General features: G+C 73.3%; 26 protein-coding genes. 16 read left to right on the forward strand and 10 right to left on the reverse strand.

The features are described 5' to 3' along the window. Positions 1 to 510: 510 nt before the first annotated feature. Entirely contained in the window at positions 511 to 1,194 is a 684-nt protein-coding gene (locus AB0B97_RS04175; protein ID WP_357490462.1) for a hypothetical protein, read from the forward strand. Between the two features lie 109 nt (positions 1,195 to 1,303). Here the strand turns inward: AB0B97_RS04175 and AB0B97_RS04180 are convergent, their stop codons facing one another. After that, positions 1,304 to 2,038, reverse strand: a complete 735-nt coding sequence (locus AB0B97_RS04180) for an NAD(P)H-binding protein (RefSeq protein WP_357490463.1) — start codon at positions 2,036 to 2,038, stop codon at positions 1,304 to 1,306. A gap of 127 nt (positions 2,039 to 2,165) precedes the next feature. Between AB0B97_RS04180 and AB0B97_RS04185 the strand changes: the two genes are divergently transcribed. After that, positions 2,166 to 2,651, forward strand: coding sequence for an Rrf2 family transcriptional regulator (locus tag AB0B97_RS04185; protein WP_357490465.1), 486 nt, complete (start codon positions 2,166 to 2,168; stop codon positions 2,649 to 2,651). A 6-nt stretch (positions 2,652 to 2,657) separates the two neighbouring features. Here AB0B97_RS04185 and AB0B97_RS04190 read toward each other — a convergent pair whose 3' ends face one another. After that, on the reverse strand, positions 2,658 to 4,211 hold the full coding sequence (locus AB0B97_RS04190; protein WP_357490466.1) for a glycosyltransferase family 39 protein: 1,554 nt from the start codon (positions 4,209 to 4,211) through the stop codon (positions 2,658 to 2,660). A 110-nt stretch (positions 4,212 to 4,321) separates the two neighbouring features. On the opposite strand from AB0B97_RS04190, the gene AB0B97_RS04195 reads away from it, so the two are divergent. The 3 genes from AB0B97_RS04195 to AB0B97_RS04205 are packed head-to-tail and all read left to right on the forward strand — an operon-like array spanning position 4,322 to position 6,480. Beyond that, positions 4,322 to 5,353, forward strand: a complete 1,032-nt coding sequence (locus AB0B97_RS04195) for an aldo/keto reductase (RefSeq protein WP_357490468.1) — start codon at positions 4,322 to 4,324, stop codon at positions 5,351 to 5,353. After that, positions 5,350 to 5,856, forward strand: a complete 507-nt coding sequence (locus tag AB0B97_RS04200) for a DUF664 domain-containing protein (protein ID WP_357490469.1) — start codon at positions 5,350 to 5,352, stop codon at positions 5,854 to 5,856. The genes AB0B97_RS04195 and AB0B97_RS04200 overlap by 4 nt, the downstream gene beginning before the upstream one ends. 24 nt (positions 5,857 to 5,880) lie before the next feature. Beyond that, positions 5,881 to 6,480: a GNAT family N-acetyltransferase gene (locus AB0B97_RS04205; RefSeq protein WP_357490471.1), complete on the forward strand. Its 600-nt coding sequence runs from the start codon at positions 5,881 to 5,883 to the stop codon at positions 6,478 to 6,480. Positions 6,481 to 6,530: 50 nt separating this feature from the next. On the opposite strand, the gene AB0B97_RS04210 is transcribed toward AB0B97_RS04205, so the two are convergent. Further along, complete coding sequence (locus AB0B97_RS04210; protein ID WP_357490472.1) at positions 6,531 to 6,794, reverse strand: flavin reductase; 264 nt, start codon at positions 6,792 to 6,794, stop codon at positions 6,531 to 6,533. 196 nt (positions 6,795 to 6,990) lie between these two features. On the opposite strand from AB0B97_RS04210, the gene AB0B97_RS04215 reads away from it, so the two are divergent. Further along, positions 6,991 to 7,761 carry a Scr1 family TA system antitoxin-like transcriptional regulator gene (locus AB0B97_RS04215; RefSeq protein ID WP_357490474.1) on the forward strand — a complete coding sequence of 257 codons (771 nt, stop codon included), beginning with the start codon at positions 6,991 to 6,993 and terminating at the stop codon, positions 7,759 to 7,761. Beyond that, complete coding sequence (locus tag AB0B97_RS04220; RefSeq protein WP_357490476.1) at positions 7,752 to 7,943, forward strand: DUF397 domain-containing protein; 192 nt, start codon at positions 7,752 to 7,754, stop codon at positions 7,941 to 7,943. The genes AB0B97_RS04215 and AB0B97_RS04220 overlap by 10 nt, the downstream gene beginning before the upstream one ends. A 22-nt stretch (positions 7,944 to 7,965) precedes the next feature. Here AB0B97_RS04220 and AB0B97_RS04225 read toward each other — a convergent pair whose 3' ends face one another. Continuing rightward, complete coding sequence (locus tag AB0B97_RS04225) at positions 7,966 to 9,198, reverse strand: MFS transporter (RefSeq protein ID WP_357490477.1); 1,233 nt, start codon at positions 9,196 to 9,198, stop codon at positions 7,966 to 7,968. A 68-nt stretch (positions 9,199 to 9,266) separates the two neighbouring features. Between AB0B97_RS04225 and AB0B97_RS04230 the strand changes: the two genes are divergently transcribed. The 4 genes from AB0B97_RS04230 to AB0B97_RS04245 all read left to right on the forward strand — a co-directional run bounded on the left by AB0B97_RS04230 (position 9,267) and on the right by AB0B97_RS04245 (position 11,907). Further along, entirely contained in the window at positions 9,267 to 9,773 is a 507-nt protein-coding gene (locus tag AB0B97_RS04230) for a MarR family transcriptional regulator (RefSeq protein ID WP_357490479.1), read from the forward strand. 556 nt (positions 9,774 to 10,329) lie between these two features. Beyond that, on the forward strand, positions 10,330 to 10,872 hold the full coding sequence (locus tag AB0B97_RS04235; RefSeq protein WP_357490481.1) for a DUF2087 domain-containing protein: 543 nt from the start codon (positions 10,330 to 10,332) through the stop codon (positions 10,870 to 10,872). Between the two features lie 10 nt (positions 10,873 to 10,882). Beyond that, a complete protein-coding gene (locus AB0B97_RS04240) occupies positions 10,883 to 11,386 on the forward strand; it encodes a GNAT family N-acetyltransferase (RefSeq protein WP_357490483.1) in 504 nt (167 codons plus the stop codon). A 95-nt stretch (positions 11,387 to 11,481) separates the two neighbouring features. Beyond that, entirely contained in the window at positions 11,482 to 11,907 is a 426-nt protein-coding gene (locus tag AB0B97_RS04245) for an Hsp20/alpha crystallin family protein (protein WP_234585291.1), read from the forward strand. Here the strand turns inward: AB0B97_RS04245 and AB0B97_RS04250 are convergent. Next, complete coding sequence (locus tag AB0B97_RS04250; RefSeq protein ID WP_357490485.1) at positions 11,897 to 13,126, reverse strand: WYL domain-containing protein; 1,230 nt, start codon at positions 13,124 to 13,126, stop codon at positions 11,897 to 11,899. The genes AB0B97_RS04245 and AB0B97_RS04250 overlap by 11 nt on opposite strands. A gap of 23 nt (positions 13,127 to 13,149) precedes the next feature. Here AB0B97_RS04250 and AB0B97_RS04255 point away from each other — a divergent pair, with 23 nt between their 5' ends. Beyond that, the gene (locus AB0B97_RS04255) at positions 13,150 to 14,148 is read left to right on the forward strand and encodes a tyrosine-type recombinase/integrase (RefSeq protein ID WP_357490487.1); all 999 of its coding nucleotides are present in this window, start codon (positions 13,150 to 13,152) and stop codon (positions 14,146 to 14,148) included. Positions 14,149 to 14,178: 30 nt separating this feature from the next. Continuing rightward, on the forward strand, positions 14,179 to 15,024 hold the full coding sequence (locus AB0B97_RS04260) for an LLM class flavin-dependent oxidoreductase (protein WP_357490489.1): 846 nt from the start codon (positions 14,179 to 14,181) through the stop codon (positions 15,022 to 15,024). A 16-nt stretch (positions 15,025 to 15,040) separates the two neighbouring features. On the opposite strand, the gene AB0B97_RS04265 is transcribed toward AB0B97_RS04260, so the two are convergent. Both AB0B97_RS04265 and AB0B97_RS04270 read right to left on the reverse strand, forming a co-directional pair. After that, the gene (locus AB0B97_RS04265) at positions 15,041 to 15,412 is read right to left on the reverse strand and encodes a VOC family protein (protein WP_357490491.1); all 372 of its coding nucleotides are present in this window, start codon (positions 15,410 to 15,412) and stop codon (positions 15,041 to 15,043) included. Between the two features lie 77 nt (positions 15,413 to 15,489). Then, on the reverse strand, positions 15,490 to 17,193 hold the full coding sequence (locus tag AB0B97_RS04270; RefSeq protein WP_357490493.1) for an acyl-CoA dehydrogenase family protein: 1,704 nt from the start codon (positions 17,191 to 17,193) through the stop codon (positions 15,490 to 15,492). Positions 17,194 to 17,376: 183 nt separating this feature from the next. Between AB0B97_RS04270 and AB0B97_RS04275 the strand changes: the two genes are divergently transcribed. From AB0B97_RS04275 to AB0B97_RS04285, 3 genes are read left to right on the forward strand one after another with little or no spacing between them, the layout of a single operon-like run. After that, complete coding sequence (locus AB0B97_RS04275) at positions 17,377 to 17,787, forward strand: hypothetical protein (protein WP_357490626.1); 411 nt, start codon at positions 17,377 to 17,379, stop codon at positions 17,785 to 17,787. After that, the gene (locus AB0B97_RS04280) at positions 17,774 to 18,967 is read left to right on the forward strand and encodes a low temperature requirement protein A (protein WP_357490495.1); all 1,194 of its coding nucleotides are present in this window, start codon (positions 17,774 to 17,776) and stop codon (positions 18,965 to 18,967) included. The genes AB0B97_RS04275 and AB0B97_RS04280 overlap by 14 nt, the downstream gene beginning before the upstream one ends. A gap of 47 nt (positions 18,968 to 19,014) precedes the next feature. After that, entirely contained in the window at positions 19,015 to 20,166 is a 1,152-nt protein-coding gene (locus tag AB0B97_RS04285; RefSeq protein ID WP_357490497.1) for a low temperature requirement protein A, read from the forward strand. Here the strand turns inward: AB0B97_RS04285 and AB0B97_RS04290 are convergent. The 3 genes from AB0B97_RS04290 to AB0B97_RS04300 form a co-directional block, all read right to left on the reverse strand. Beyond that, the gene (locus AB0B97_RS04290; RefSeq protein WP_357490628.1) at positions 20,133 to 20,741 is read right to left on the reverse strand and encodes a thymidine kinase; all 609 of its coding nucleotides are present in this window, start codon (positions 20,739 to 20,741) and stop codon (positions 20,133 to 20,135) included. The genes AB0B97_RS04285 and AB0B97_RS04290 overlap by 34 nt on opposite strands. 164 nt (positions 20,742 to 20,905) lie before the next feature. Continuing rightward, positions 20,906 to 22,297 carry an MFS transporter gene (locus AB0B97_RS04295; protein ID WP_357490499.1) on the reverse strand — a complete coding sequence of 464 codons (1,392 nt, stop codon included), beginning with the start codon at positions 22,295 to 22,297 and terminating at the stop codon, positions 20,906 to 20,908. Between the two features lie 17 nt (positions 22,298 to 22,314). Continuing rightward, positions 22,315 to 23,082: a glycerophosphodiester phosphodiesterase gene (locus AB0B97_RS04300; protein WP_234586267.1), complete on the reverse strand. Its 768-nt coding sequence runs from the start codon at positions 23,080 to 23,082 to the stop codon at positions 22,315 to 22,317. Positions 23,083 to 23,131: the final 49 nt, after the last annotated feature.

Below are 23,131 nucleotides of genomic sequence, written 5' to 3' on the forward strand. Positions count from 1 at the left end.
CGCGGTCGGACGCGGCCCGGCGGCGGCCCGACGGCCTGGTCGGACGCGAGCACACGGCGAGTGTTGGCCCAGCTTCAACTGCCACCCCCAGGATCTGTCCCGTTCGGGCCTCTCGGCGTGCCCGATGCCGGCGGTGCCAATTGCCGGCGCTCGGGCGAGCGGCAGATGCAACTCTAGGTCCGCACGACAAGAACTGCGATCGCGGGACCGGTTGGTCCTATTGTCGAAGAGAGCAAATGTTGCTGTCCAAAAACCGAAATAGCGTACTTGGTTCTTGACACAGCGCACACTGGAGGTTGCGGTGAGTTCACGACAATGTGGGGTTTCCCCTACTGTCGCATCGTTCCCCGTCGCTTAATGTCGACCCCGGCGGTGCGACGCCTTCTGGGGGGACTTCGGATGACCGTTCATTATCGATCCTATCTGGACAATTCGTCAGATGCGGAGGTGATGCTGAGCGAGTCGGAACGATGGCACGCATTTCAGTGTCTATTGCCGCCGCGGGCGGCGGTGGCCGACGCGTTCCTCACCCAGGGCATCAGTCCACTGCTGCACGGCCTTCAGGCTGTCGGCGAGCTGTCCGCCTGGTCGTTCACCCGCCAGTCGCCACGGGTGGTCTGTCTGCACCTGCTCGGCAGCACGCCGCGCCTGCTGGCGGCCCGACTGGCCGGGCTCTGTGCGGCGGTCGGGGCGGAGGGCCCCGTGCACGTGCCGCACCTCGCCGCTCCGCCAGCGCGCGATCCACGGCTGGTCGACGTGGCTGTCGACCTGATCGGGATGACCCCGGGGCGGCAGGCCCGCCTCGGCGCCGCCGTGGACCTGGCGATGGTGGCGGCCGTGCACACCTGCCCCGCCCTGCGGGGCGACAACGAGCACGTCCCGTCCGACGCCGCGGCCGCCCTGCCGAGCGTCCGCTGGCAGCGGATCGCCACCGCGCTCAAGACCGAACGCCACCCGCTGACCTGCTGGTCACACCTGCTGGAGGCGTGCCGCCGCGCACCGGGATACGACGGCAGGATGACGTTCGACCTGGTCCACCTGCTGCACAATCAGCTCGGGCTCAGCACCCGTGACGAGCAGCGGGTGCACGCGGGCCTGATCCGCTCACTGTCCCGGCGCCGGGCCGGAGCGCGCCGGTCGCCCCGTTCGCACCTGAGCGTCCAGCATCCCGGGCCGGTCCGCCCGAAGAGGTGAACCGCGGGAGGCGGCCTTCGGCGCGAGGCGGGGCACAGTGGACAGCGCCGCACGGGGGGTGCGGTGTTCCGGCGCGGGGGGCGTACGCCGGAACACCGCCTGGGGAAAGTCAGCGTGCCAGCCACTCCCGGTAGGACGTCGGCGCGAGTACCGCGCCCTCCTTGGCGATCAGCACGTCGCCGGGGGCGGCCGCGAACATGCCGGCGCTGTCGTCGGTGGTGACGGTGCGCTGGTCACCGTGTGCGGCGAGGGTGATCCGGCCCAGTTCGTCGAGTGCGAACACGTCGGGGCCGGCGACGTTGCGCACACCGCGCAGGGGGGCGCCCACGCTGACGTCGGCGACGGCCTGGGCCACGTCGGCCGCGGCCATCGGCTGCACGGGGGTGCTGGGCAGGCGGACGCCGTTCTCGTCGGAGGTCCAGGAGATGACCGCGTCGACGAACTCGAAGAACTGGGTGGCGCGGACGATCGAGTACGGCACCTTGCTGGCCTTGAGGATGTCCTCCTGGAGCACCTTCGCGCGGTAGTAGGCCAGGTCGGGCACCTGGTCGACGCCGACGATGGACAGGATCACGGCGTGGCCGACGCCGGCGCGCTCGGCGGCGGTCAGCAGGTTGTCCATTGTCGTCTGGAAGAAGGCGGGGGACGCGTCGTCGAAGGTCGGCGAGTTGGTCAGGTTGACGACGACGTCGGCGTCCTTGAGCGCCTCGGGCAGGCCCTGCCCGGTGAGGAGGTCGACTCCGGTCGACTGCGAGTGCGGCACCGCGTCGTGCCCGGCCGCCTGCAGGATCCGGACGACCTGGGACCCGATGAGGCCCGTCCCGCCCATCACGGCGATCTTCATGTCCGTTCCACCATCCCTGTCTGTTTTGTCCGCCGTGCCACTGGCGGCACGTAACTCGGACTTCCTATGTCCGAGAACTATACTCGGACACGACAAGTCCGAGTAACGGGGTGGCTAGGGTGAGGCGATGAAGATGTCCGGCGGGGTGGAGTGGGCGCTGCACTGCTGCGTCGTGCTCACGGCCAGCAGCAGGCCCGTCCCGGCGGCCCGGCTCGCGGAGCTGCACGACGTCTCCGGCAGCTACCTGGCCAAACAGCTCCAGTCGCTGGCCCGCGCCGGGCTCATCCACTCGGTGCAGGGCAAGGCGGGCGGCTACGCGTTGACCCGCGCTCCGGAGAGCATCAGCCTGCTCGACGTGGTCCACGCCGTCGACGGGCCCGGCCCCGCCTTCGTCTGCACCGAGATCCGCCAGCGCGGCCCGCTGGCCACCCCACCCGACGCCTGCACCCGCGCGTGTCCCATCGCCCGCGCCATGGCGACGGCGGAGGAGGCGTGGCGCGCGGCCCTGGCCGGGATCACGATCGCCGACCTCGCCCGCGACGTGGGCGTCGACTCCGGCCCCGAGGCCCTGGCCGGCGTCAGCGCCTGGCTCACCGGCGACAGCGCCGGCTGACCGCGCTCAGCCGGTGTGGCGTACCTCGGTGTCCCAGATCTGCGCCCACGGCCGCCGCAACCCCCGACACACGAAGATCGGGCCGCCGTTCTCGTCGTTGTCCACCTCGACCCGCTGATCCACGCGCCCGGCGGGCGTGCACTCGGTGAACCAGGCGTTCAGCGCATCGGGGCGCTCCCAGCCGACGACGATCGCCACGTCCGCGTCGGCGGGTGGCTGGCCGAAATCCACCATGCTGTTGTGCCCGGAGTAGGCCCGGGGGAGCCCACGGGCCGGCCCGTACCGGGCGATCGCCCCGGCCTCTCCGTAGTTGCCGGTGAGGATGACCGCCCGCGAGCGTTCCTGCGGCGGCAGGCCACGGTGGACGGCGGCCACCGAGTCGGCGAACTCCGGCCAGCCGATGGTCTCGCCGGCGTCGTAGTTGACGTCGACCACGAAGCTGGGCAGCCGGTCGGCCGGCAGCACCGGCAGCAACAGCACGACTGTGGGCAGCAGGAACGGCACCGCGCCCACCGCGAGCACCCCGCGACGCAGCCACGCCGCGCCACGCGACGCCCAGGCGGCGGTCACCACCGCGCCCGCGGCGGTGAGCACCAGCAGCAGAGGCGCGTCGTAGTAACCCTTGCCGCCGGCGACCAGGACGAGGCCGACAACAACCACCCAGGCCCAACCCACCGCGCGGTACGCCCGCCACGCCGGCCGGCGCAGCAGCGCGACGAGGCCGGCGATCCAGATCGGCACGGCGTACGGGCTGATGATGGCGAACTGGAGGGTGAGCGCGTCGAGGCGACTGCTGTAGGAGCTGTCGCCGCCGGAGATGGAGGCCGCCACACCGAGCTGCGGGAAGCCGTGCGCGGCCTGCCAGATCAGGTTCGGCGCGGCCAGCAGCGCGGCGATCCCGGCGGCGGCGAGCACCCACCTGTCGAGCAGCAGCCGACGTGGCCCCGCGATCACCACCCCGGCGACAAGGCCCACGGCCAGCAACGCGGGCAGCAGCTTGTTGAGCATGCCCACGCCGAGCACCAGCCCGAGCGGGAGCGCCCACCTGCTGTCCCCGGTGCGCAGCAGCCGCACCGCGCACCACACCACGGCGAGCCAGACCAGCAGGTCGACGGTGGTGGTGCTGAGCAGGTGGGCGCCGGCGAGCACGATGCCGGACAGCGCGGCCAGCACCGCGGCGAAGCTCTGCCCGCCCCGGCCACCGCCCAGCTCGCGGGCGATGGCGGCGACCAGCAGGACGGCGACGCCGGCCAGCAGCGCCGACGGCGTACGCAGCACCACCAGGTTGCCCGGCGCGATCGTGTCCAGCAGCCGGGCCAGCGCCGGGACGAGTGGGCCCTGGTCGACGTAGCCCCAGGCCAGGTGCCGGCCGCAGAGCAGGAAATACAGCTCGTCGCGGTGATAGCCGTAGCGGCCGGCGAGCAGCAGCAGCGTCACGCTGGTGGCGGCGGCGACCAGCCACGGGCCGAGCGCACGGGGACCGGGCTGCGGCAGCTCGGCCGGCGCGGACGACCGCGCCGGCCGGTGTGGTCGATCGGTGTCGATGGCGGGCTCGCTCACCGACTCATCATCGCCCGCGAAGCCGCCGCGTGGGTGCCCCCGCGCCTGCGGGTGCAGGTGTTCTGACCAGGTGCGAAGATCAGCTTCGTAACTCGGACCGAGAGGACGACATGCGATACCGCACTCTGGGCGCCACCGGCACGGTGGTGTCGACCCTGTGTCTGGGCACGATGACCTTCGGCGCGGAGACCGACGAGGAGGGCAGCTTCGCCCAGCTCGACCGGTTCGTCGAGGCCGGCGGCACCTTCCTCGACACCGCCGACGTCTACTCCACGGGCGTCTCCGAGGAGATCGTCGGTCGGTGGCTGCGTTCCCGCCCCGACCTGCGCGACCGCCTCGTCATCGCCACGAAGGGCCGGTTCCCGATGGGCCCCGGGGCGAACGACGCCGGCCTGTCCCGCGTGCACCTCACCCGCGCCCTGGACGCCAGCCTCCGGCGGCTCGGGGTCGAAGCCGTCGACCTCTACCAGGCGCACGCGTGGGATCCGCTGACCCCGCTGCCGGAGACGCTGCGCTTCTTCGACGACGCGGTCCGCGCCGGCAAGATCCGCTACGCGGGGGTCAGCAACTTCACCGGTTGGCAGTTGCAGAAGGCCGCCCTGCTCACCCAGCACCTCAACCTCACCCCGATCGTGACCCTCCAGCCGCAGTACAACCTGCTGGCCCGGGAGATCGAGTTCGAGCTGGTGCCGGTCTGCGAGAACGAGGGCATCGGCATCCTGCCGTGGTCGCCGCTGGGCGGCGGCTGGCTGACCGGCAAGTACCAGCGCGACAGCACGCCCACCGGCGCCACCCGGCTCGGCGAGAACCCGCAGCGCGGCGTCGAGGCGTACGCGGGTCGCAACGCGCAGGAGCGCACCTGGCGGGTGCTCGACGCGGTCCGCCAGGTCGCCGGGGAACACGGCGCCTCCATGTCGGCGGTGTCGCTGGCCTGGCTGGCGGCCCGACCGGCGGTCACCTCGGTGATCCTCGGCGCGCGGACCACCGAGCAGCTCGACGACAACCTGACCGCCGCCGACCTGGTCCTGGACGCGGAGCAGATGCGGCTGCTGGACGAGGCGAGCGCCCCGCTGGTGGGCGACTACCCGTACGGCGGCGCGGGTGTGCGTCAGCGTGGCCGCGACCTGCCGACCGGGCCGTGATCCCCTTCCCCGAGCCCACCGGCGTCGCCGGCAGCCGCACCGAGGTCTTCCTGCGTTACCTGGACTATTTCCGGGAGTCAGTGGTGGCCAAGGTGTCGGCGCTGGCGGCGCCGGAGCTGCGGCACAGCCGTCTGCCGTCCGGGTGGACCCCGTTGGAGCTGCTCACGCACCTGCGCCACGTCGAGCTGCGCTGGATCGAGTGGGGCTTCGAGGGCCGGGACGTCGCCGAGCCGTGGGGTGACCGTCGGGACGACAGGTGGTACGTCGCCCCCGACGAGACCCTCGCCGACCTGGTGGCGGCGCTGCGTGCCCAGAGCGCGCGCACCAGCGCGGTGGTCTCGGCGCACGACCTCGCGGAGATCGGCACACCGGGCCCGCGCTGGAACGGCGCCGACCCGGCGTCCCTGGAACGGGTGCTGTTGCACCTGGTGCAGGAGTACGCCCGCCACCTGGGGCACCTCGACGTGGTGGCCGAGCTGGCGGGTGGGCCGACCGGAGAATGAGGCCGTCCGCTCGATAATGGACCGATGCCGCTGCTCGTCACGCCCGCCGTGCCCGCCGGGCGCCTCGCCGCCCAGGAGCAACCCCACCTTCCGGTACGCCCCGGGCTGGCGCTGCGGCCGTGGCGCGACGACGACGCCCCTGCCGTACGCGCCGCCTTCGACTGTCCGGTGATCCAGCGGTGGCACGCCCGTCGTCTCGACAGCGACGACGAGGCGCGGGCCTGGACGGCGCAGTGGGCGGCCCGCTGGAGCGCCGAGACCGCCGTGAGCTGGGCGATCGTGGGGGACGACGACCGGCCGGTCGGTCAGACGGGGTTGCGGGACGTGCTGCTGACCGAGGGGTCGGCGCAGGTGTCGTACTGGCTGCTGCCCGCCGCCCGTGGTCGTGGGATCGCGACCGAGGCGCTCGGGGCGCTGACCCGGTGGAGCTTCACCCGGGCCGGGTTGCACCGGCTGGCCCTGCACCACTCGACGGCCAACGTGGCGTCGTGCCGGGTCGCCACGCGTGCCGGCTTCCCCGTGGAGGGAGTGGCGCGCGGGTCGGTGCGGCACGCCGACGGCTGGCACGACATGCATCAGCACGCGCGCCTGCGCACCGACGGGCCTCCTGCGATCACTCCGTGAGGTCGCCGACATGGCCAGGTCGTCCATGGTTGGCGCCGCCCAGTCTCCGCTCAGCGGGCCTGCGCCCAGCCGACGAAACGCGGCGTCAGGTCGGGTAGCGCCACGCCGGGGTTGAGCGCGGTCAGGTCGGCCTCGGCCTCCTGCTGCACCGTCGTCAGGTGGGTCAACAGACCCGGGCGATCCTCGCGGTATTCGCCGAGCAGGCGCAGCTTCGCGGTCGAGCACGGCCACAGGATGCCGCAGACCGGGCAGCGCCACGACGGCCGCAACGGGGAGTGCGTCGGCCTCCGGGCCGTTCCTTCGGTGTGTGCCACGGTCTTCCTCCTGGTCGGCTGCTGGACGCGGGGCCGCTTGCGGTCGCGCAAGCGGCCCCGCCACGAACGCGTCCGCCGGGTTCGGGTCCCTGCCGGCCGCGCCGTCGATACCCCACTTTCCCGGGAGTCGCTGGACAAGCACACAGCGTTACGTAATCTCCTTGGCGCAGCCCATTTGCCCCGGGGAAGGGACGGCATGAATCACGCGTTTGTCGCAGCGCTCGCCGAAGCGGGCCACACGGCCGAGAGCCTCGCCGATCGGATCGGCGTGCACCCGAAGACCGTCGCCCGGTGGGCGAACCCGGGCCACGTTCCCCAGAGCCGGCACCGCACGACAGTCGCGGAGCTGCTGGCCCGCGACGCCGACGCGCTGTGGCCGGATGCCCTCCGGCGCCGCGAACCGGTGTGGTTCCGACCCTGGGTCGACCTCGAACGCGAGGCGCTGACGCTGCGGTCGTTCCAGTTGGCGTGGGTGCCGGGTCTACTCCAGACCGAGGCGTACGCCCGGGCGACCCTGGCCGGCGGGGTCCTGACGCCGGACGCGGTCGACGAGTTCACCGGGGCGCGGATCAGCCGGCAGTCGATTCTCGACCGCGACGGCGACGGGCCGCTGCTCATCGCCGTGCTGGACGAGGGGGTGCTGCGCCGTCGCGTCGGCGACGACCGCGCGTTGATGGCGGCGCAGCTCACGCACCTGCTCGGGTACGTCGAGACCGACACCGTCCAGCTCCAGATCGTCCCGGCGGACGCGCCCAGCTATCCCGGGCTCGACGGGCCGTTCACCATCGCCGACCTGCCGGACGGTTCGCGGGTCGCGCACGTCGACAGCGCCGCGCAGGCGCAGATCCTCGACCAGACATCGGAGCTTGTTAGCCTGGAGCGGCGGTGGGAGCGCATTCGCGGCGAGGCGCTGCCCCGGGGGCGTTCCCTGGACCTTCTCAGAGAAGCGGCGGCATCATGGACCTGACCGGGGCGCAGTGGCGCACGAGCACGAAGAGCGGCGGCAACGGCGGCGACTGCGTCGAGGTCGCCGACAATCTCCCGGGCGTGGTCCTCGTGCGGGACTCGAAGGATCGCGACGGCGCGACGCTCACGTTCAACCCGCAGTCGTGGCGCCGCTTCCTCGCCCTGGCACGCGACGCCCGCTGACCGTCCACATCGCCCGACCTGGTCAGCGCACGCCGGCCGGTTCGGCCGGTTGCGGTTGCGGGGCGGTCGGCCAGGTGAGCCGTCGTACGCCGGGCACGAGCGCGGTGCCGGCGCAGGAGGCCAGGACCAGCAGGCCGGCGACCGCCAGGGGTACGGGAGCGCCGAACGCGTCGGCGGCCAGCGGCGCCAGCGCGTAGCCCAGCGGCATCGCGGCCAGCGACACCAGCCAGTCGTACGAGGTGACCCGGGCCAGGACCTCCGGTGCGAAGTGGTGCTGCACGACTGTCTCCCAGACCGGGTTGAGGTAGCCCAGGGCGGTCAGCGCCACGGCGTACGTGACGATCACGGCCGGGGCGGGCGCGGCGACGGCGAGCAGGAACAGCGGCACGGCGTAGGTGGCGAGCCCGAGGTTGGCCAGCAGCACCGGCCGGCGGAGCCGGACCCGCCCGGCCAGCAGTGAGCCGGTGAGCATGCCGATTGCGCCAGCCTGCAACAGCAGCACCCACGTCGCCTCCCCGCCCAGGCGGTGAATGGCGACGGCCGGGCCGAGGGTCATCAGCACGGCGGCGGCGCCGTTCCACACGCCGTGCCCGAGCAGGCTCGTCCAGAACCAGTCGCGGGCGCGCACCTCGCCGAAGCCGTGCCGCAGGTCGGCGAGGACGCTGCGGCGGGGCACTGGCACGTGTCGGACCCGGACCAGCGCGAGCAGGGCGGCGCTGAGCGCGAACGACGCGCTGTCGATCACGAACGCCCAGCCGGGGCCGGCGGCCCAGATCAGCGCGCCGGCCAACGCCGGGCCGAGCAGTCGACTGGCGTTGGCGGTGACTCCCATCAGGGCGTTGGCGCGTTGCCGTTCGGCCGGCGCGACGGTGCCGGCGACCAGGGGAGACGCGGTGGGGATGGCGAACGCCGACGCGGTGCCGCCGAGCGCGGAGGCCACCACGACGGTGCTCAACGCCGGGTCGCCGCCGAGCAACTCGACGCCGACGGCGAGTTGGGTCGCGCAGCGGACGAGGTCCGCCAGCAGGGCGACGCGGCGGGCGGCGAACCGGTCGGCGACGACACCGCCGAGGGGCAGCAGGAGCAACCGGGGCACCATCGCCGCGGCGAGGACGACTGCCAACGCTGCGGTCGAGCCGGTGGCCCGCAGCACGGCCAGGGCCAGGGCGGCGGGCACCACCGCGTCCCCGACGGCCGAGACGGTGCGGCCGAGGAACAGCAGCCGGAAGGGGCGGGTGCGCAGGGGATGAGCCATACCCGCAATGTACTTAGACACCGAACCTTTCGGCAATGAATATTTCGGTGCTGAGCTAGGCTGGCGTCGTGACCGCCACCGAAGATGTCGTCGACCAGCACATCGAGCGCTGGCTCCCTGTGGTGCCCGACCTCGACAGGGACATCGAGGGCGCGGTGGTCCGGATGATCCGCCTGACCCGGCACCTGCGCGCGGTCAAGGAACGGGTCCTCGCCGACTTCGACCTGCCCCGGCACGAGTACGAGACCCTGCACGCCCTCGCCGGCCGGCGCGGTCGCGCGGCGCCCTCCGACCTGGCCGCGGACCTGACGGTGGCCCCGGCCTCGATCACCGCGCGCGTCGACACCCTGCTGCGGCGGGGCTTCGTGCGCCGCATCCCGTCCACGGTCGACCGTCGTCGCGTGGACGTGGAACTCACCGACGAGGGCATGGACGCGTGGCGCGCGGCGATGGAGAGCCAGGGCGCCGAGGAGCAGCGACTGCTCGGCGCGTTGACGCCGAAGGAGCGGCGGCTGCTGTCGGACCTGCTGCGCCGGGTGCTGCTCGTCGCCGAACAGCCGGCCGACGCGCCGTAGCCGGCTGGCGGTACGTCGCCGAGCAACCGGTGGCGGTACGTCGCGCCCCCCGACGGCGGGGCCGCCCGGAAATCCGTTGCCCGCCAGTCAGGGGTCGACCATGCTGACGCGCATGGATCAGTGACCAGTGGCGCACGTGCGCGATGAGGACGGGTTCGAGTCACCTCCCCCTCTGCCCTCCGCGCCGAGACGCCGGCTATCCGTCACTGGATCCGGGAGGCCCCCAGTGCCTCCTGCCGAGAGCTTGGAATCGCCGGAACCATGAACAACTCCCGCCATATCCGTGTGCGGGCCTTCGCCCGCACGGACACTCCTGCCGTCGAATTCGACGCTTCAGTCGACTTCCCGCCTCCACCGCTGCCACGCAGGCCGTGCGGCGCCTGCGGCGTTCACTTCGTCGCGGTGGACCTCTCGCCAGGATCAATTCCCCAGCTGATCGCTGACCCGGTCTTGGTCAACTTCGGGGTGCGGACCAGGAGGCCGGCGACGGCGGGCCTGGGCGCGTACTCCGAAAATCGCCTGGCGGCCCTCGTACGCCGATGGGAGGGTGACCGGCATGATCGCGCACGCTCTGGCCGGGGCCCTGGCCGACGACGGACGGCGACGGGTCTTCGCGGCGGTCGCGTTGGGATCGGCAAGCGTGGCCGAGGTCGTGCAGCGCTCCGGCTTGGCGGCGCGGGTCGTGCTCACCGGGCTCCGGCGGCTCGCCGACGCGGGTCTCGTCACCGGCGCTGACGGCGCGCTCGCGGTCGACGAGGCGTCGCTGCGGGCGGCGGCGCGCGACAGCCGCCCGGCCGACGACGACGCTCCGGCCGACGATCCGGTGCTGCGCACGTTCCTGCGCGGCGGCGTCCTGACGGGCATGCCGGCCCAGCTCGGGCGGCGGCGGGTGCTGCTCGCACACGTCGCGCGGCAGTCGTTCGAGCCAGGCACGCGCTATCCGGAGCGGGCCGTCGACGATGCGCTCACACCGTGGTGCGCCGCCGGCGCCTCGGACCACGCCACCCTGCGCCGCTACCTGGTGGACGAGCGGTTGCTCACCCGTGAGCAGGGTGTCTACCAGCTGACGGAGGCCGAAAATCCGTTGACCGGGCAGTGACGATCGACGGGTGACCACGACCCTGCGGCCCGCCTGGGTGACCTCCACCGTCCGTCCCGACCATCCGGACGCGACAGTCCTGCTGCGCGAGTACATGACCGAGATGGTGGTGCGCTACCACCGCCGCCCGGCCCGACCCGGCGAGGTCGACGCGGCGCTGGCCGAGATGCCCAGCGACGACCTGGCGTACCCCGGTGGTCTGCTGTTGCTCGCGCACCGCGACGCGGACCTGGCCGGTTGTGCCGGGCTGCGATGGCGTCCGGGGTGGGCCGAGCTGACCCGCGTGTTCCTGCGGCCCGCGCACCGGGGCGCCGGTGGAGGCGCCGCGCTGCTGGCCGCCGTCGAGCAGCGGGCGCGGGCGGTCGGGGCGGACCGGATCCGGCTCGACACCCGCTCCGACCTGGTCGAGGCCCGCGCCCTGTACGCCCGACACGGCTACGCCGAGATCCCCGCCTACTCGCACGGCAGGTACGCCGAGCACTGGTTCGAGAAACGGCTGGGCCGCAGGAGTTGACGGCCGCCGCCGGGCGCGGTAAATAAGAAGCAGGAAGTTGAGTCACTACGACTCAACTCATCACCTTCGGCCAGGAGAACCGAGGAGGCACAGCGATGTTGATGCGTACCGACCCGTTCCGCGAGATCGACCGGCTCGCCGAGCAGTTCTTCGGTACGGCAGCCCGTCCCGCGATGATGCACCTGGACGCCTACCGCGACGGGGACCACTTCTACGCGGCGTTCGACCTGCCGGGCGTCGACCCGGACACCATCGACTGCACGGTGGAGCGCAACGTGCTCACCGTCCGCGCCGAGCGGCGCCGGCCCACCGGCGACGGTGTCGAGCTGGTCGCCGCCGAACGCCCGATGGGTACCTTCACCCGGCGGCTGTTCCTGGGCGACACCCTGGACACCGACAAGCTGGAGGCCGGCTACGAGAACGGGGTGCTGACGCTGCGCATCCCCGTCGCCGAGCGCGCCAAGCCCCGCCGGGTGACCATCACCGCCAACGGCGACGCACGCCGACAGATCAACGCCTGACCGCGACGGCCTCGACGGCCGGCACCCGTGCCGAGGTGCCGGCCGTCGGCGCGTCGCCAGACTCCGACTCCCCGTCTTCCGCGTCGCCCGGCGTCGACTCTCGTGCCGGCGCGTCGGGCCCCGGCTCTCGTGCGGGCCCGTCGGGCTTCTGGTCTCGTGCGGGCGCGTCGCCGGGCGGTGGGTAGAGGGCGGCGAGCGCGTGGGCGGTGCCGGCGAGCAGTTCCCGCAACTCGGGCGGGGCGAGCACCTCCACCTGCGCGCCGAGCTTGAGCATTTCGACGCGGCCGTGTCGGACCGACTCGATCGGCACTGTCGTCGTGACCCAGCCGTCCGCGTCCGGGGCACCGGCGTGGTCCTGCGCCGCGCGGCTCATCGCCGGTGGGAACAGGTGCGTCGTCTGCGCCAGCGCCGCCACGGTCATCCGCACCCGGGCCTCGGCGCGATAGACGCCCCGCTCGTAGCGTTCGGCGTGCTCCTGCCAGCAGGCCGCCAGGTCGAAGCCGGCCGGCCGTTCAGCGGGCTCGTCCAGCACGGTGAGCTCCAGGATCGCGCCCACCCGGTAGGTGCGCACCTGCCCGGACGCGGCGGCGACCAGATACCAGCGGCCGGCCTTGAGCACCACGCCGAGCGGGTCGAGGGTCCGGGTCACCTCCCGGGGCGCCTGCCACCGCCGGTACCGCACCCGGACCCGACGGTCCTCCCACACCGACGTGGCCAGCGCGGCCAGGTGCGGTGTCGGCTCGGGCTCGCGGAACCAGCTCGGCGCGTCCAGGTGGAACCGCTGCCGGATCCTGCCGCCGGGGTCGGCGAGGTCCGCCGGCAGGGCGGCACGCAGCTTCAGCTCCGCAGTGGCCAGCACCGAGCCCAGGCCCAGCTCGGCGGCCGGGCCGGGCACTCCGACCAGGAACAACGCCTCGGCCTCACCGGCGGTCAGGCCGGTGAGCCGGGTGCGGTAGCCGTCGAGCAGGCGGTAGCCGCCGGCCGGGCCGCGCTCGGCGTACACCGGCACACCGGCGGCACCCAACGACTCCACGTCGCGATACACGGTGCGAACCGACACCTCCAGGGCGTCGGCCAGTTCGGCGGCGGTCATCCGCCCCCGGGCCTGCAGGAGCAGCAGCAGGGAGACCAGCCGGCTGGCACGCACCGTGCGACCGTAGCCGACACCGTCCGCGCCGCCGCGCCGGCCGTCGTCGGCGTGCCTGCGTGGCAATCCCATCCGCCTCTGAGAACCTTTTTCACATGGTGTCCTCCGACGCTCCCGTGCTCGCCCGCCCCACCGCCCGACCGGCCCTGCCGACCGGGCCGGTCGACGTCACCGAGGCGTGGCTTCGCAACCGCCGGCTGTCCGAGCACACCCGCGACGCCTACCGACGTGACGTCACCGCGTGGCTCGGCTGGTGCGCCGGGCACGACCTGGATCCGCTGCGGGCCACCTTCCTGCACATCAACGAGTACGCCCGCACGCTGGAGTCCACTCTCGTCGCCCGCAGCGGCCGACCGTTGACCCCGGCGACCGTGGCACGCCGCCTGTCGGCGCTGTCCAGCTGGTACGACTTCCTCGTCAAACTCGGCGGCGTACCGGCCAACCCGGTCTCCGGCGCGGACCGGCCCCGCGTCGACCGGGACCACTCCGCCACCGTCGGGCTCACCCCGGAGGAGGTCGACGCGCTGCTCACCGCCGCCGACGCGGAGACCGGCCCGACGGCGGCCCGCAACCGGGCGGCGATCGCGCTGCTTGCCGATCTGGGCCTGCGGGTCGGGGAGCTGGTCTCGCTGGACCTGACCGACCTCGGCACCGAACGCGGGCACCGCAGCGTGCGCTTCATCGGCAAGGGCGGCAAGCAGCGCCGCCGCGCCCTCACGCCAGGCACCGCGTACGCGGTGGACGCGTACCTGACGCAGCGGGCCGCCACCACCGGCGTGCCGGTGACACACCTGACCGGACCCCTGCTGGTCACCGCCAGCGGAGCGCGGCTCGACCGGCACTCGGTGTTCCGGATGGTCCGCCGACTCGCCCGCGCCGCAGGCATCCCCGCCTGGGCGCGGCTGTCCCCGCACTCGCTGCGACACGCGTTCGCCACCACCGCCCGCTCCGAGGGCGTCCCCCTCGAAGACGTGCAGGACGCCATGGGCCACGCCGACCCGCGCACCACCCGCCGCTACGACCGGGACCGGCACAACCTCGACCGCGACCCGGCGTACGCGGTGTGGGCCGCCCGGTCCCGCCGCCGCGGCTGAACCGTCCCACCCGCGGCCTAGCCTCGGCGGATGAGACACGGTCTGGAGATCCCCTGCGGTGGCGGCGACGTCTCGGTGACCACCCTGGTCGAGCTGGGTGAGCTTGCCGAGAACGCCGGATGGGACGGGGTGTTCCTGGAGGATTACCTGATCCACTACTCCGGCGACGACCCGTTCACCTACGACCCGTGGTTGGTGCTCGGCGCGATCGCCGGGCGCACCGAGCGGGTGCGCCTGGGCACCACGGTCACCGCGCTGCCCCGGCGCCGTCCGGCGAAGCTGGCCCGCGAGGTGCTGACGCTCGATCACCTGAGCGCGGGCCGAGCCACAGTGGCGGTTGGCGTCGGCGACCCCGGCGACCGGGGCCTGGTCGCGTTCGGCGAGCCGACCGAGACGGCCGTGCGCGCCGCGATGCTCGACGAGGGCCTCGACCTGCTGACCGGCCTGCTCGGCGGTGAGCGTGTCGACCATCGGGGCGCCCACTACCGCGCCGAGAACGTGGCGCTGCGGCCACCGCCCGTGCAGTCGCCCCGGGTGCCGGTCTGGGTCGGCGGCAGCACCCAGGCCGGGGCGGTGCGACGCCGCGCGGCCCGCGCCGACGGCATCGTTCCGTACAAGCTCACCGACACCGACGGCTGGGCCGACTTCACCCCCGACGAGGTCCGGGACCTGGTCGCGGCCATGCCGCCGACCCGGGCCGACGGTCAGCCGTTCGACGTGGCGATCGGCGGGCGACGCCGCCGCCCCGACGAGCGCGCCGAACGCGCCCACCTGCGCGAGGTGGCCGCCGCCGGGGCCACCTGGTGGCTGGAGTACGTCCCGGTCGGCGACCCCGCGGCCATGCGCGCGGCGGTGGCCCGAGGCCCGCTGCGCTGAAAGCCGCGCCCGCGGCTCAGCTCTGCGGGCGGGGGCAGATGCAGAACGGCTGCCCGATCGGGTCCAGGAGCACCACCCACTTGTCGCCGCCGGGTTGGAACTCCGGCTTCGACGCGCCGGCGGCGACGAACTCCTTCTCGGCCACGGCCAGGTCGTCGACGTAGAGGTCCAGGTGGTAGCGCTTCTGCCCGGTCGGGTCCGGCCAGGACGGCGGCTGGTAGCCCTCGACCAGGCCGAAGCCGATGGAGGCGCCACCGCCGCTGATCATGGCGTACTCGGCTTGGCTGTGGGTGATCTCCCAGCCCAACGCCCGGTGGTAGAAGGCGGCGTGCGCGGCCGGGTCGGAGCTGTCCAGGTTGACCATCGCGAGGTCGGCGGTTGTTGTCATGCCGGCAGTCTGCGCCGACGTACCTGCCAACCAGTGTCAGGTACGTCGGCGGTTCCTCGATTTAGGCCTGGCGACGCTCAGCAGAGCAGGTCCAGGTGGTGGTGGGCGTCCTCGGCGATGTCCTCGTGCCGCAGCCACCGCCGCGCCCACAGCCGGGCGGCCAGCTCCGCCTGCTCGTCACCCCACGCGGCGTGCTCCACGAGCAGGGCGGCGGTCAGCGCGTACGCCAGGCGCAGCGCCAGGCCGCGGGCGCCCGCGAGCACCGCCGCCGCGCCCGGGTCGGCCGTCACCGCCGCGATGGTGTCGCGCAGCTGCCCGGCGGCCCCGGCGAGGGTGTCGGCCAGCGCGGGCGACAGCGGCCGGGCCAGGTCGACGGCGGCGCCGAGGCGGCTCAGCAGGGGCGTCCCGGCGTCCTCGCGGCTCAGCGCGCGCAGCACGTCCAGGGCCAGCACGTTTGTGGTGCCCTCCCAGATCGGCAGCACCTGCGCGTCGCGCAGCAGCCGGGGCACGCCGGTGTCCTCCACGTAGCCCGCGCCGCCGAAGCTCTCCACGTACTCACTGGCCGAGCTGACGGCGAGCCGACCGGTGGCCAGCTTCGCCAGTGGCGCCACGATGCGCAGCTCCGCCGCAGCCTCCGGGTCGGCGCCGACCTCGACCCGCCCGAGCAGCGCGAACGCGTGTCCCGCGAGGGCGAACGCGCCCGCCGCGTCGACCGCGAGGGTGCCCAGCGTGGCGCGGTGCAACGGCGAGGACGCCAACGCGCCGCCCGCCACGTGCCGCGCGTCGGCGTACGCGCGGGCGTAGGCGAGCCCCCGTCGCATTCCGCCGGCCGCGGCGGCGGCGTTGTGCACCCGGGTCACCACGACCAGGGTCATCGCCCGGACCAGGCCGGGCACCGCCGGGTCACCCAACGGCAGCGCGTACGCGTCGTGCAGGCCGATCTCGGCGGTCGGCAGCGCCCGGGTGCCGAGCTTGTCCTTGAGCCGGTGCACTGTCACGCCGGGGGCGGGCGCGTCCGGCGCCGCGCCGATGGCCAGCGGCGAGTCGACCGCGTACCGGGGGACGAGGAACGGGGCGAGCACCCGGCTGCCCCGCCCAGCGCCGTCGGGGCGGGCCAGCGCGACAGCCATCGCCGCGTCGGCGGCGGAGCAGAACCACTTCTCGCCGGTCAGCCGCCAGGACCCGTCCGCCGCCGGCCGGCCCACCGTGCTCGATCGGCCCAGGTCCGAGCCGCCCTGCGCCTCGGTCATCCACTGCCCACTGGTGATCGCCGTGGCCGGGTCCGTGGAGATCAGCCGGGGCAGCCACGCGTCGCGGATCCCGGCGTCGACGTCCGGCATGCTGAGCAGCGCCGCCGCCCCGTCGGCCATCGCCACCGGGCAGGAGAACGTCGCCGACTCCGGCCCGTACAGGTGCAGCAGCGCGTGTTGCACGACCCGTGCGGCGGCGCCCCAGGTGCCCCGCGCGTCGGGCAGGTAGGGCAGCGCCACCACGGCGTGCCGGGCGGCGGCGGCCCGCTGCGCCTGCCAGCCGGCGGACACCTCGATCCGGTCGATCCGCGCGCCCCACGGGTCGTAGCGGACCAGCGTCGGCGGGTGCGCCTCGGCGTCGGTGTGCGCCGCGCGCAGCGGCCCGGTGACCTCGGCGGCCAGGTCGGCGAGGCGACTCTTGGCGGCCGCGTGTCCGGCCGGGCCGAGGTGACGCTCCAGCCAGGATCGCAGCAGGGCGTCCCCGGCGTACGGGTCGGCGGGGGGTGGTACCGGCTGCACGAAGCGGCTCATCGATCGACTCCTGGCGCTGCTGGGGGTGTGCGCCGACGGTAGACGATGCGTCACCGCCGCGAACAGTGCCTCGAGCACACCCAGTTTCCCGCTTGTCCTGCCTCACCGCGACGGTGTTCTCTACGGTCGGTAGTCGTGGGTGCCGGCCAGTCGTGGAGCCGACCGGCCCGGCGGCACCGCCCGATGCGCACCGGGCTGGCGTTCGCCGGGTTCGGCATGGCGCTGTGCTGCGTCGGGGTGGCCGGGCTGGGGGCGTGGAACCTGCAGACGGTGCGGCAGGCCGCCGGCCCGATCCGGGAGACCGCCGACGGTTTCCTGAGCGAGGTGACCCTCGGCGACAGCGACCAGGCGTACGAGAAGCTCTGCTCGGACGCGCGGACCCGGTGGAGCGCCATCGGGTTCACCAGTTGGGTGCGGACGCCACCGATGGTGACCGACTACGAGATCACCGACGTGTCGGTGGCCACCAAGGGCGGGCGACCGCGCGGCACGGTGACGGTGCGGTTGACCCGCGACGGCGGCATCACTGAGGAACGGCGCCTGCCGGTGGTCCGTGAGAACGGCGACTGGCGGGTGTGCGGTGACCCCTTCTGAGCCGCCGGTCGCCGACCTGACGCATCCCAGGTTGCTGCGCGGGCGGCAGGGGGTCGAGCCGACCACCTCGACCGAGCTGTTCTTCGACCTGGTCTTCATCTTCACGATCACGCAGGTGTCGCACTACCTGATCGAGCACCCGGACTGGCGTGGCGCCGCCCGTACCGCGCTGCTGCTGGCGCTGGTCTGGTTCGTCTGGGTCTACACCACCTGGGTGACCAACTGGCTGCAACCGGACCAGGGCCCGGTGCGGGCGATGCTGATCGGGGTGACGCTCGGCAGCCTGCTGCTGTCGGCGGCGATCCCGCAGGCGTTCGCCGGGACCGGCCTGCTCTTCGCGGTGGTCTACGTGAGCGTGCAGGTGGGCCGGACCATGTTCGCGTTGTGGGCGACGCAGGGCAGCCCGTGGTTGGTCGACGGGTTCCAGAAGTCGCTGCCGTGGATCGGCGCCACGTCGGTGCTCGTGGTGGTCGGCGGCCTGGTGGACACCCCGGCCCGGGAGGTGGTGTGGGCGGCGGTGATCGTGCTCGATGTCGTCGGCCTGTCGATCGGCTACCCGCTGCCAGGGCGGGAACGCAGCCGCCCCGAGCGGTGGATGGTGGAGGGTGGGCACCTGGCCGAACGCTGCGCGGCGTTCGTCCTGATCGCGCTCGGCGAATCGATCCTGGTCACCGGCAGCACCCTCACGTCGCACGTGGACCTGGTGACGTCGGGGGCGTTCGTGGTGGCGTTCGCGGGTTCGGTGGCGCTGTGGTGGGTGTACTTCGCCCGGTCGGCCTCGGCCGCGACGGAGGTCATCGCCCGCGCCGGCACGCGTACCGGGGCGCTGAGTCGGCTCGCGTTCAACTACCTGCACCCGGTGATGGTCGCCGGCATCGTCGTCACCTCGGCGGGCGACGAGCGGCTGCTGCGCGCCCCCGGCGCGGCGGCCACCACCGTCGACGCCCTGTTCATCCTGGGCGGCCCGGCGCTGTTTCTCGCCGGGCACGCCGCCTACAAGGCGGTGCTGTGGCGGGCGGTGCCGAGCAGCCGGATCGCCGCGGTGCTGGTGCTGCTGGCCGCGATACCTGTCGGTGTGGCCCTGGCGGCGCCCGTCGCGGCGTGCGCCACGGCGGCGGTGGCGGTGACCGTCGCCGTGATCATCGCCGACCGGCTCCGGGTACGGCGGGCTGCGCCGTGACCCGCTCCGGGCCGGTCCACCCGCGGTTGCTGCGGCCGCGTCGCGGTGTGGAGCGGACCACGTCCACCGAACTCTTCTTCGACCTGGTCTACGTCTTCACGATCACCCAGTTGTCCCGGTACCTCAGCGAGCACCTCGACTGGCCGGGCGTCGGACGTACCGCGGTGTTGCTGGGCATCGTCTGGCTGGTCTGGATCTACACCGTCTGGATGGGCAACTGGCTGCGCCCGGACCGGGCGCCGGTACGCGCCACGCTGCTGGTGGTGACGCTGGGCAGTCTGCTGCTCGCGGCGGCGCTGCCCACCGCGTTCGGTGGCGACGGACTGCTCTTCGCCGGCGCGTACGCGGCGGTGCAGATCGGTCGGACGCTCTTCGCCATGTGGGCCATCCGTGGTCAACGGTGGGTCAGTGACAGTTTCCGCCAGTGCGTCGTCTGGATCACCGCCACCGGAGTGTTGGCCCTCGTCGGCGGCCTGACGCAGAGCCCGGCCCGGGAGCTGATCTGGATCGGCGTGATCGCCGTCGACGCGCTCGGGCTGGCGACCGGGTTCCCGGTGCCCGGTCTGGGCCGCAGCACCCCCGAACGCTGGCAGGTGGAGGGTGGGCACCTCGCCGAGCGCTGTCAGGCGTTCGTCCTCATCGCGCTGGGGGAGTCGATCCTCGTCACCGGGGGGACGCTGACGCAGCGCCTGGACCGGGTGGGCGTCTTCGCGTTCCTGCTCGCCTTCGCCGGGTCGGTGGCCCTGTGGTGGGTGTACTTCGACCGGGCGGACGCCGTCATGCGGGCCCTGGCCGATGCGGGTGAGCGGGCCGGGCGACTGTCGCGGCTGGTGTTCAACTACCTGCACCCGGTGATGGTGGGCGGCATCGTGGTCACCGCGGTCGGCGACGAACGGCTGCTGCACGCCCCCGGTCACGCCCTCGGGTGGGCGGACGCGCTTGTCGTCCTCGGCGGCCCGGCGTTGTTCCTGGCTGGGCACGCCGCCTACCAGATGGTGCTGGGCTTCGCCGGGGTGGCGGGCCGGGTCACGGCGACGCTGGTGCTGCTCGCGTTGATCCCCGCAGCGGTCGCGCTGGGCACGCAGGTCGCGGTGGCCGCCGGCGCGGCGCTGCTGGTCACCGTCGCGGTGATCGTGGCCGACTGGATGTCGGGTCGGCGGGCGTCTCAGTCGCGGGGGCCGAGGTCACCGCTGCGGTAGTGCCGGCGGCACAGCACCTGGTAGCGCACGTCGGCGGTCTCCACGGTGTCGCCGATGACGACCTGCGCGCCCTCGCGCACCACCCGCCCGTCCACGACGCGCGCGTTGAGCAGCCCTTCCCGGCCGCACCAGCACAGCACCTCGACCTGGATGCGGGCCACCTCGTCGGCCAGCTCGAACAGGCGCTGCGCGGCGGGGAACACGCGGGACCGGAAGTCGGTGGCGAGGCCGAACGCGAACACGTCCACGTCGTAGCTGTCCACCAGCTCGGCCATCTGCTCGACGTGCTCCACGGTGTAGAAGCAGGCCTCGTCGCAGATCAGGTAGTCGACGCGTACCCCGTCGGCCCACCGGCCCCGCACGAGAGCCCGCAGGTCCAGGTCGTCGGTGACCTCGATGGCCTCGTGGGCCAGGCCGATGCGGGTGGTGACCTGCGGGCCCAGCGACCTGTCGATGCGGGTGGTGACCAGCCCGCGCCGGCCCTGCCGGGCGTGGTTGTAGTTCATCTGCAACGCCATGGTGGACTTGCCGCAGTCCATCGGCCCCCAGAAGAACTTCAACGCCGCCGCGTGCACCGGCCGCCCGTCGAGCCCCCGCGCCGCCGCGCACCCCGCCGGAGCGTGCGGCTGGCCGGGGAACGGGTGGGCCAGGCAGGTCGGTGCGGCAGCGGCGTCGTGAGTCACGGTCGGGCAGCCTAGCCGATCGACCGACCCGGATCTGTCCGGTGCGGGACGGGTGCTCAGAGCACCCGGGGTGGGGTGTTGCCGGCGGCGACGATGGCCCGCCGGATCGGCACGGCGGCCAGGAGCAGGAACCCGACCACGAAGAAGATCAGCAGTGAGACCAGGCCCACCCGGTACGAGGCGGTGAGCTGGAACACCAGGCCGAACGCGAGCGGGCCGAGCCAGCTGGTGCCCTTGTCGCTGATTTCGTAGAAGCCGTAGTACTCGCCCTCCTTGCCGGTGGGGATGAGCTGGCTGAACAGCGAACGGCTCAGCGCCTGGCTGCCGCCCAGGACCAGGCCGATGGCCGCGCCGAGGATCATGAACGGCACCGGCGCCTCGGCCGGCAGCCGGAACGCGCCGAGGATCACACCGGTCCACAGCACCAGGCTCAGCAGCACGGTCTTCCACGCGCCGATGCGCCGGGCCAGGGCGCCGAGGCCCAACGCGCCCCCGAAGGCGAGGAACTGCACCAGCAGGATCGTGACGATCAGGGTGCCCTGCTCCAGGCGCAGCTCCTCGGTGCCGTACTGGCTGGCGAGGGTGATGACGGTCTGGATGCCGTCGTTGTAGACCAGGAACGCGAGCAGGAAGAACAACGTCAGCGGGTACGCCTTGACCTCGCGCAGGGTGTGGCCGAGCTGCCGGAACCCGTCGGTGAGCACGTTGCCGCGCGCCACCAGGGCCGCCGCGCTGGGGCGTTCGCGCAGCCACCGCAGGGGCACCAGCGTGAACACCGCCCACCACACCCCTGCGGAGACGATCGACCAGCGGGCCAGGTCGAGGGTGCGCTGCGGGTTGTCGTCCTCGCTGAGCAGGGTGACCGCGACCAGGTTCAGCGCCAGCAGCACGCCACCGCCCAGGTAGCCCAGCGCCCAGCCGCGGCTGGAGATGCCGTCGCGTTCGTCGGGGCCGCCGAGCTGCGGCAGGAACGAGTTGTAGACCACGATCGCGGCGCCGAAGGAGATGTTGGCGATCAGGAACAGCGCCCCGCCGAGCAGGTAGCGGTCGCCGGTGACGAAGGCCATCGCGATGGTCGCGGCGGCGCCGGTGAACGCGGCACCGCCGAGCAGCCGCTTCTTGTGCGCGGACCGGTCGGCGATCGCCCCGATGACCGGCAGCACGAACACGGTCAGGAACACCGACAGCGAGATCAGGTACGGGTAGTAGGACCCGGCCGCCACCCGGATGCCCAGCGGGTGCACGTACCCGTCGCAGGTGTCCGCGCCCAGCTCGCAGCCGGCGGCCAGCTCGGCGACGGTGGTCAGGAACGGGCCGAGGAACACGGTGATCACCGTGGTCTGGAACGCCGAGTTCGCCCAGTCGTAGATGTACCAGCCGCGCCGCTCCCGGCGGGTGCTCGCCGGGGGCGGGGTGTCGTCCACCGTGGGGGTCACGGTCTCGGCCATCGAAGGTCCTTCGACGCTCAGGCGGCCCAGTGGCCGCGGCTGCGGTAGACGTCGCGCAGCACGCCGACGTGATCGGTCATGATGCCATCCACACCACGATCCAGTAAGTCGTGCATCTGGTCGGGTTCGTCGATCGTCCAGACGTGCACCTGCAGGCCGAGTCGGTGGCAGTAGTCGAGGAAACGGCGGTCCACCACCGGCACCCGCCCGTAACGGGGTGGCACCTGCGCGGCGACCACCGACGGCGGCAGTCGCAGTGGCCTTCCGTGCAGGGAGGCGAGCCGCAGCCGGGCCACGCCGCGCATGCCGAGGCTGGTGGCGACACGGCCCTCGGTCAGAGCCCGCAGCCGCATCAGGCGGGCGTCGCTGAACGAGGCGAGCAGCACCCGGTCGGCGGCGCCTGCCCGGGTCACCGTCGCGACCGTCGGCGCGACGCCGCCGTCGGCCTTGACGTCGATGTTGAAGCGGACCTGCGGCCAGGCGCCCAGCACCTCGTCGAGCCGGGGTACGACGGCCGCGCCGCCGACGCGTACCGAGGCGAGGTCGGCCCAGCTCATCTCGGCGATGCGCCCCGGCTCGCCGGTGACGCGCTCAAGCGTCGGGTCGTGGAAGATCACCGCGACGCCGTCGGCGGTGGCGTGCACGTCGGTCTCCACGTACCGGTAGCCCAGCCCGATGGCCCGGGCGAACGCCTCGGTGGTGTTCTCGTCGCCGTCGGCCGCGCCGCCGCGGTGGGCGAACGCCAGCGGCGCGGGCGCGTCCAGGAAGCCGAATCGGTTCAGCACGCGAGGCAGTATGCCTGCCGCCGGTGGACCTGCGGTGGCCTGCCGGCGA

This window comes from Micromonospora sp. NPDC049004, from assembly GCF_040649315.1.
In the GTDB taxonomy this organism is placed as follows: Bacteria; Actinomycetota; Actinomycetes; order Mycobacteriales; family Micromonosporaceae; genus Micromonospora.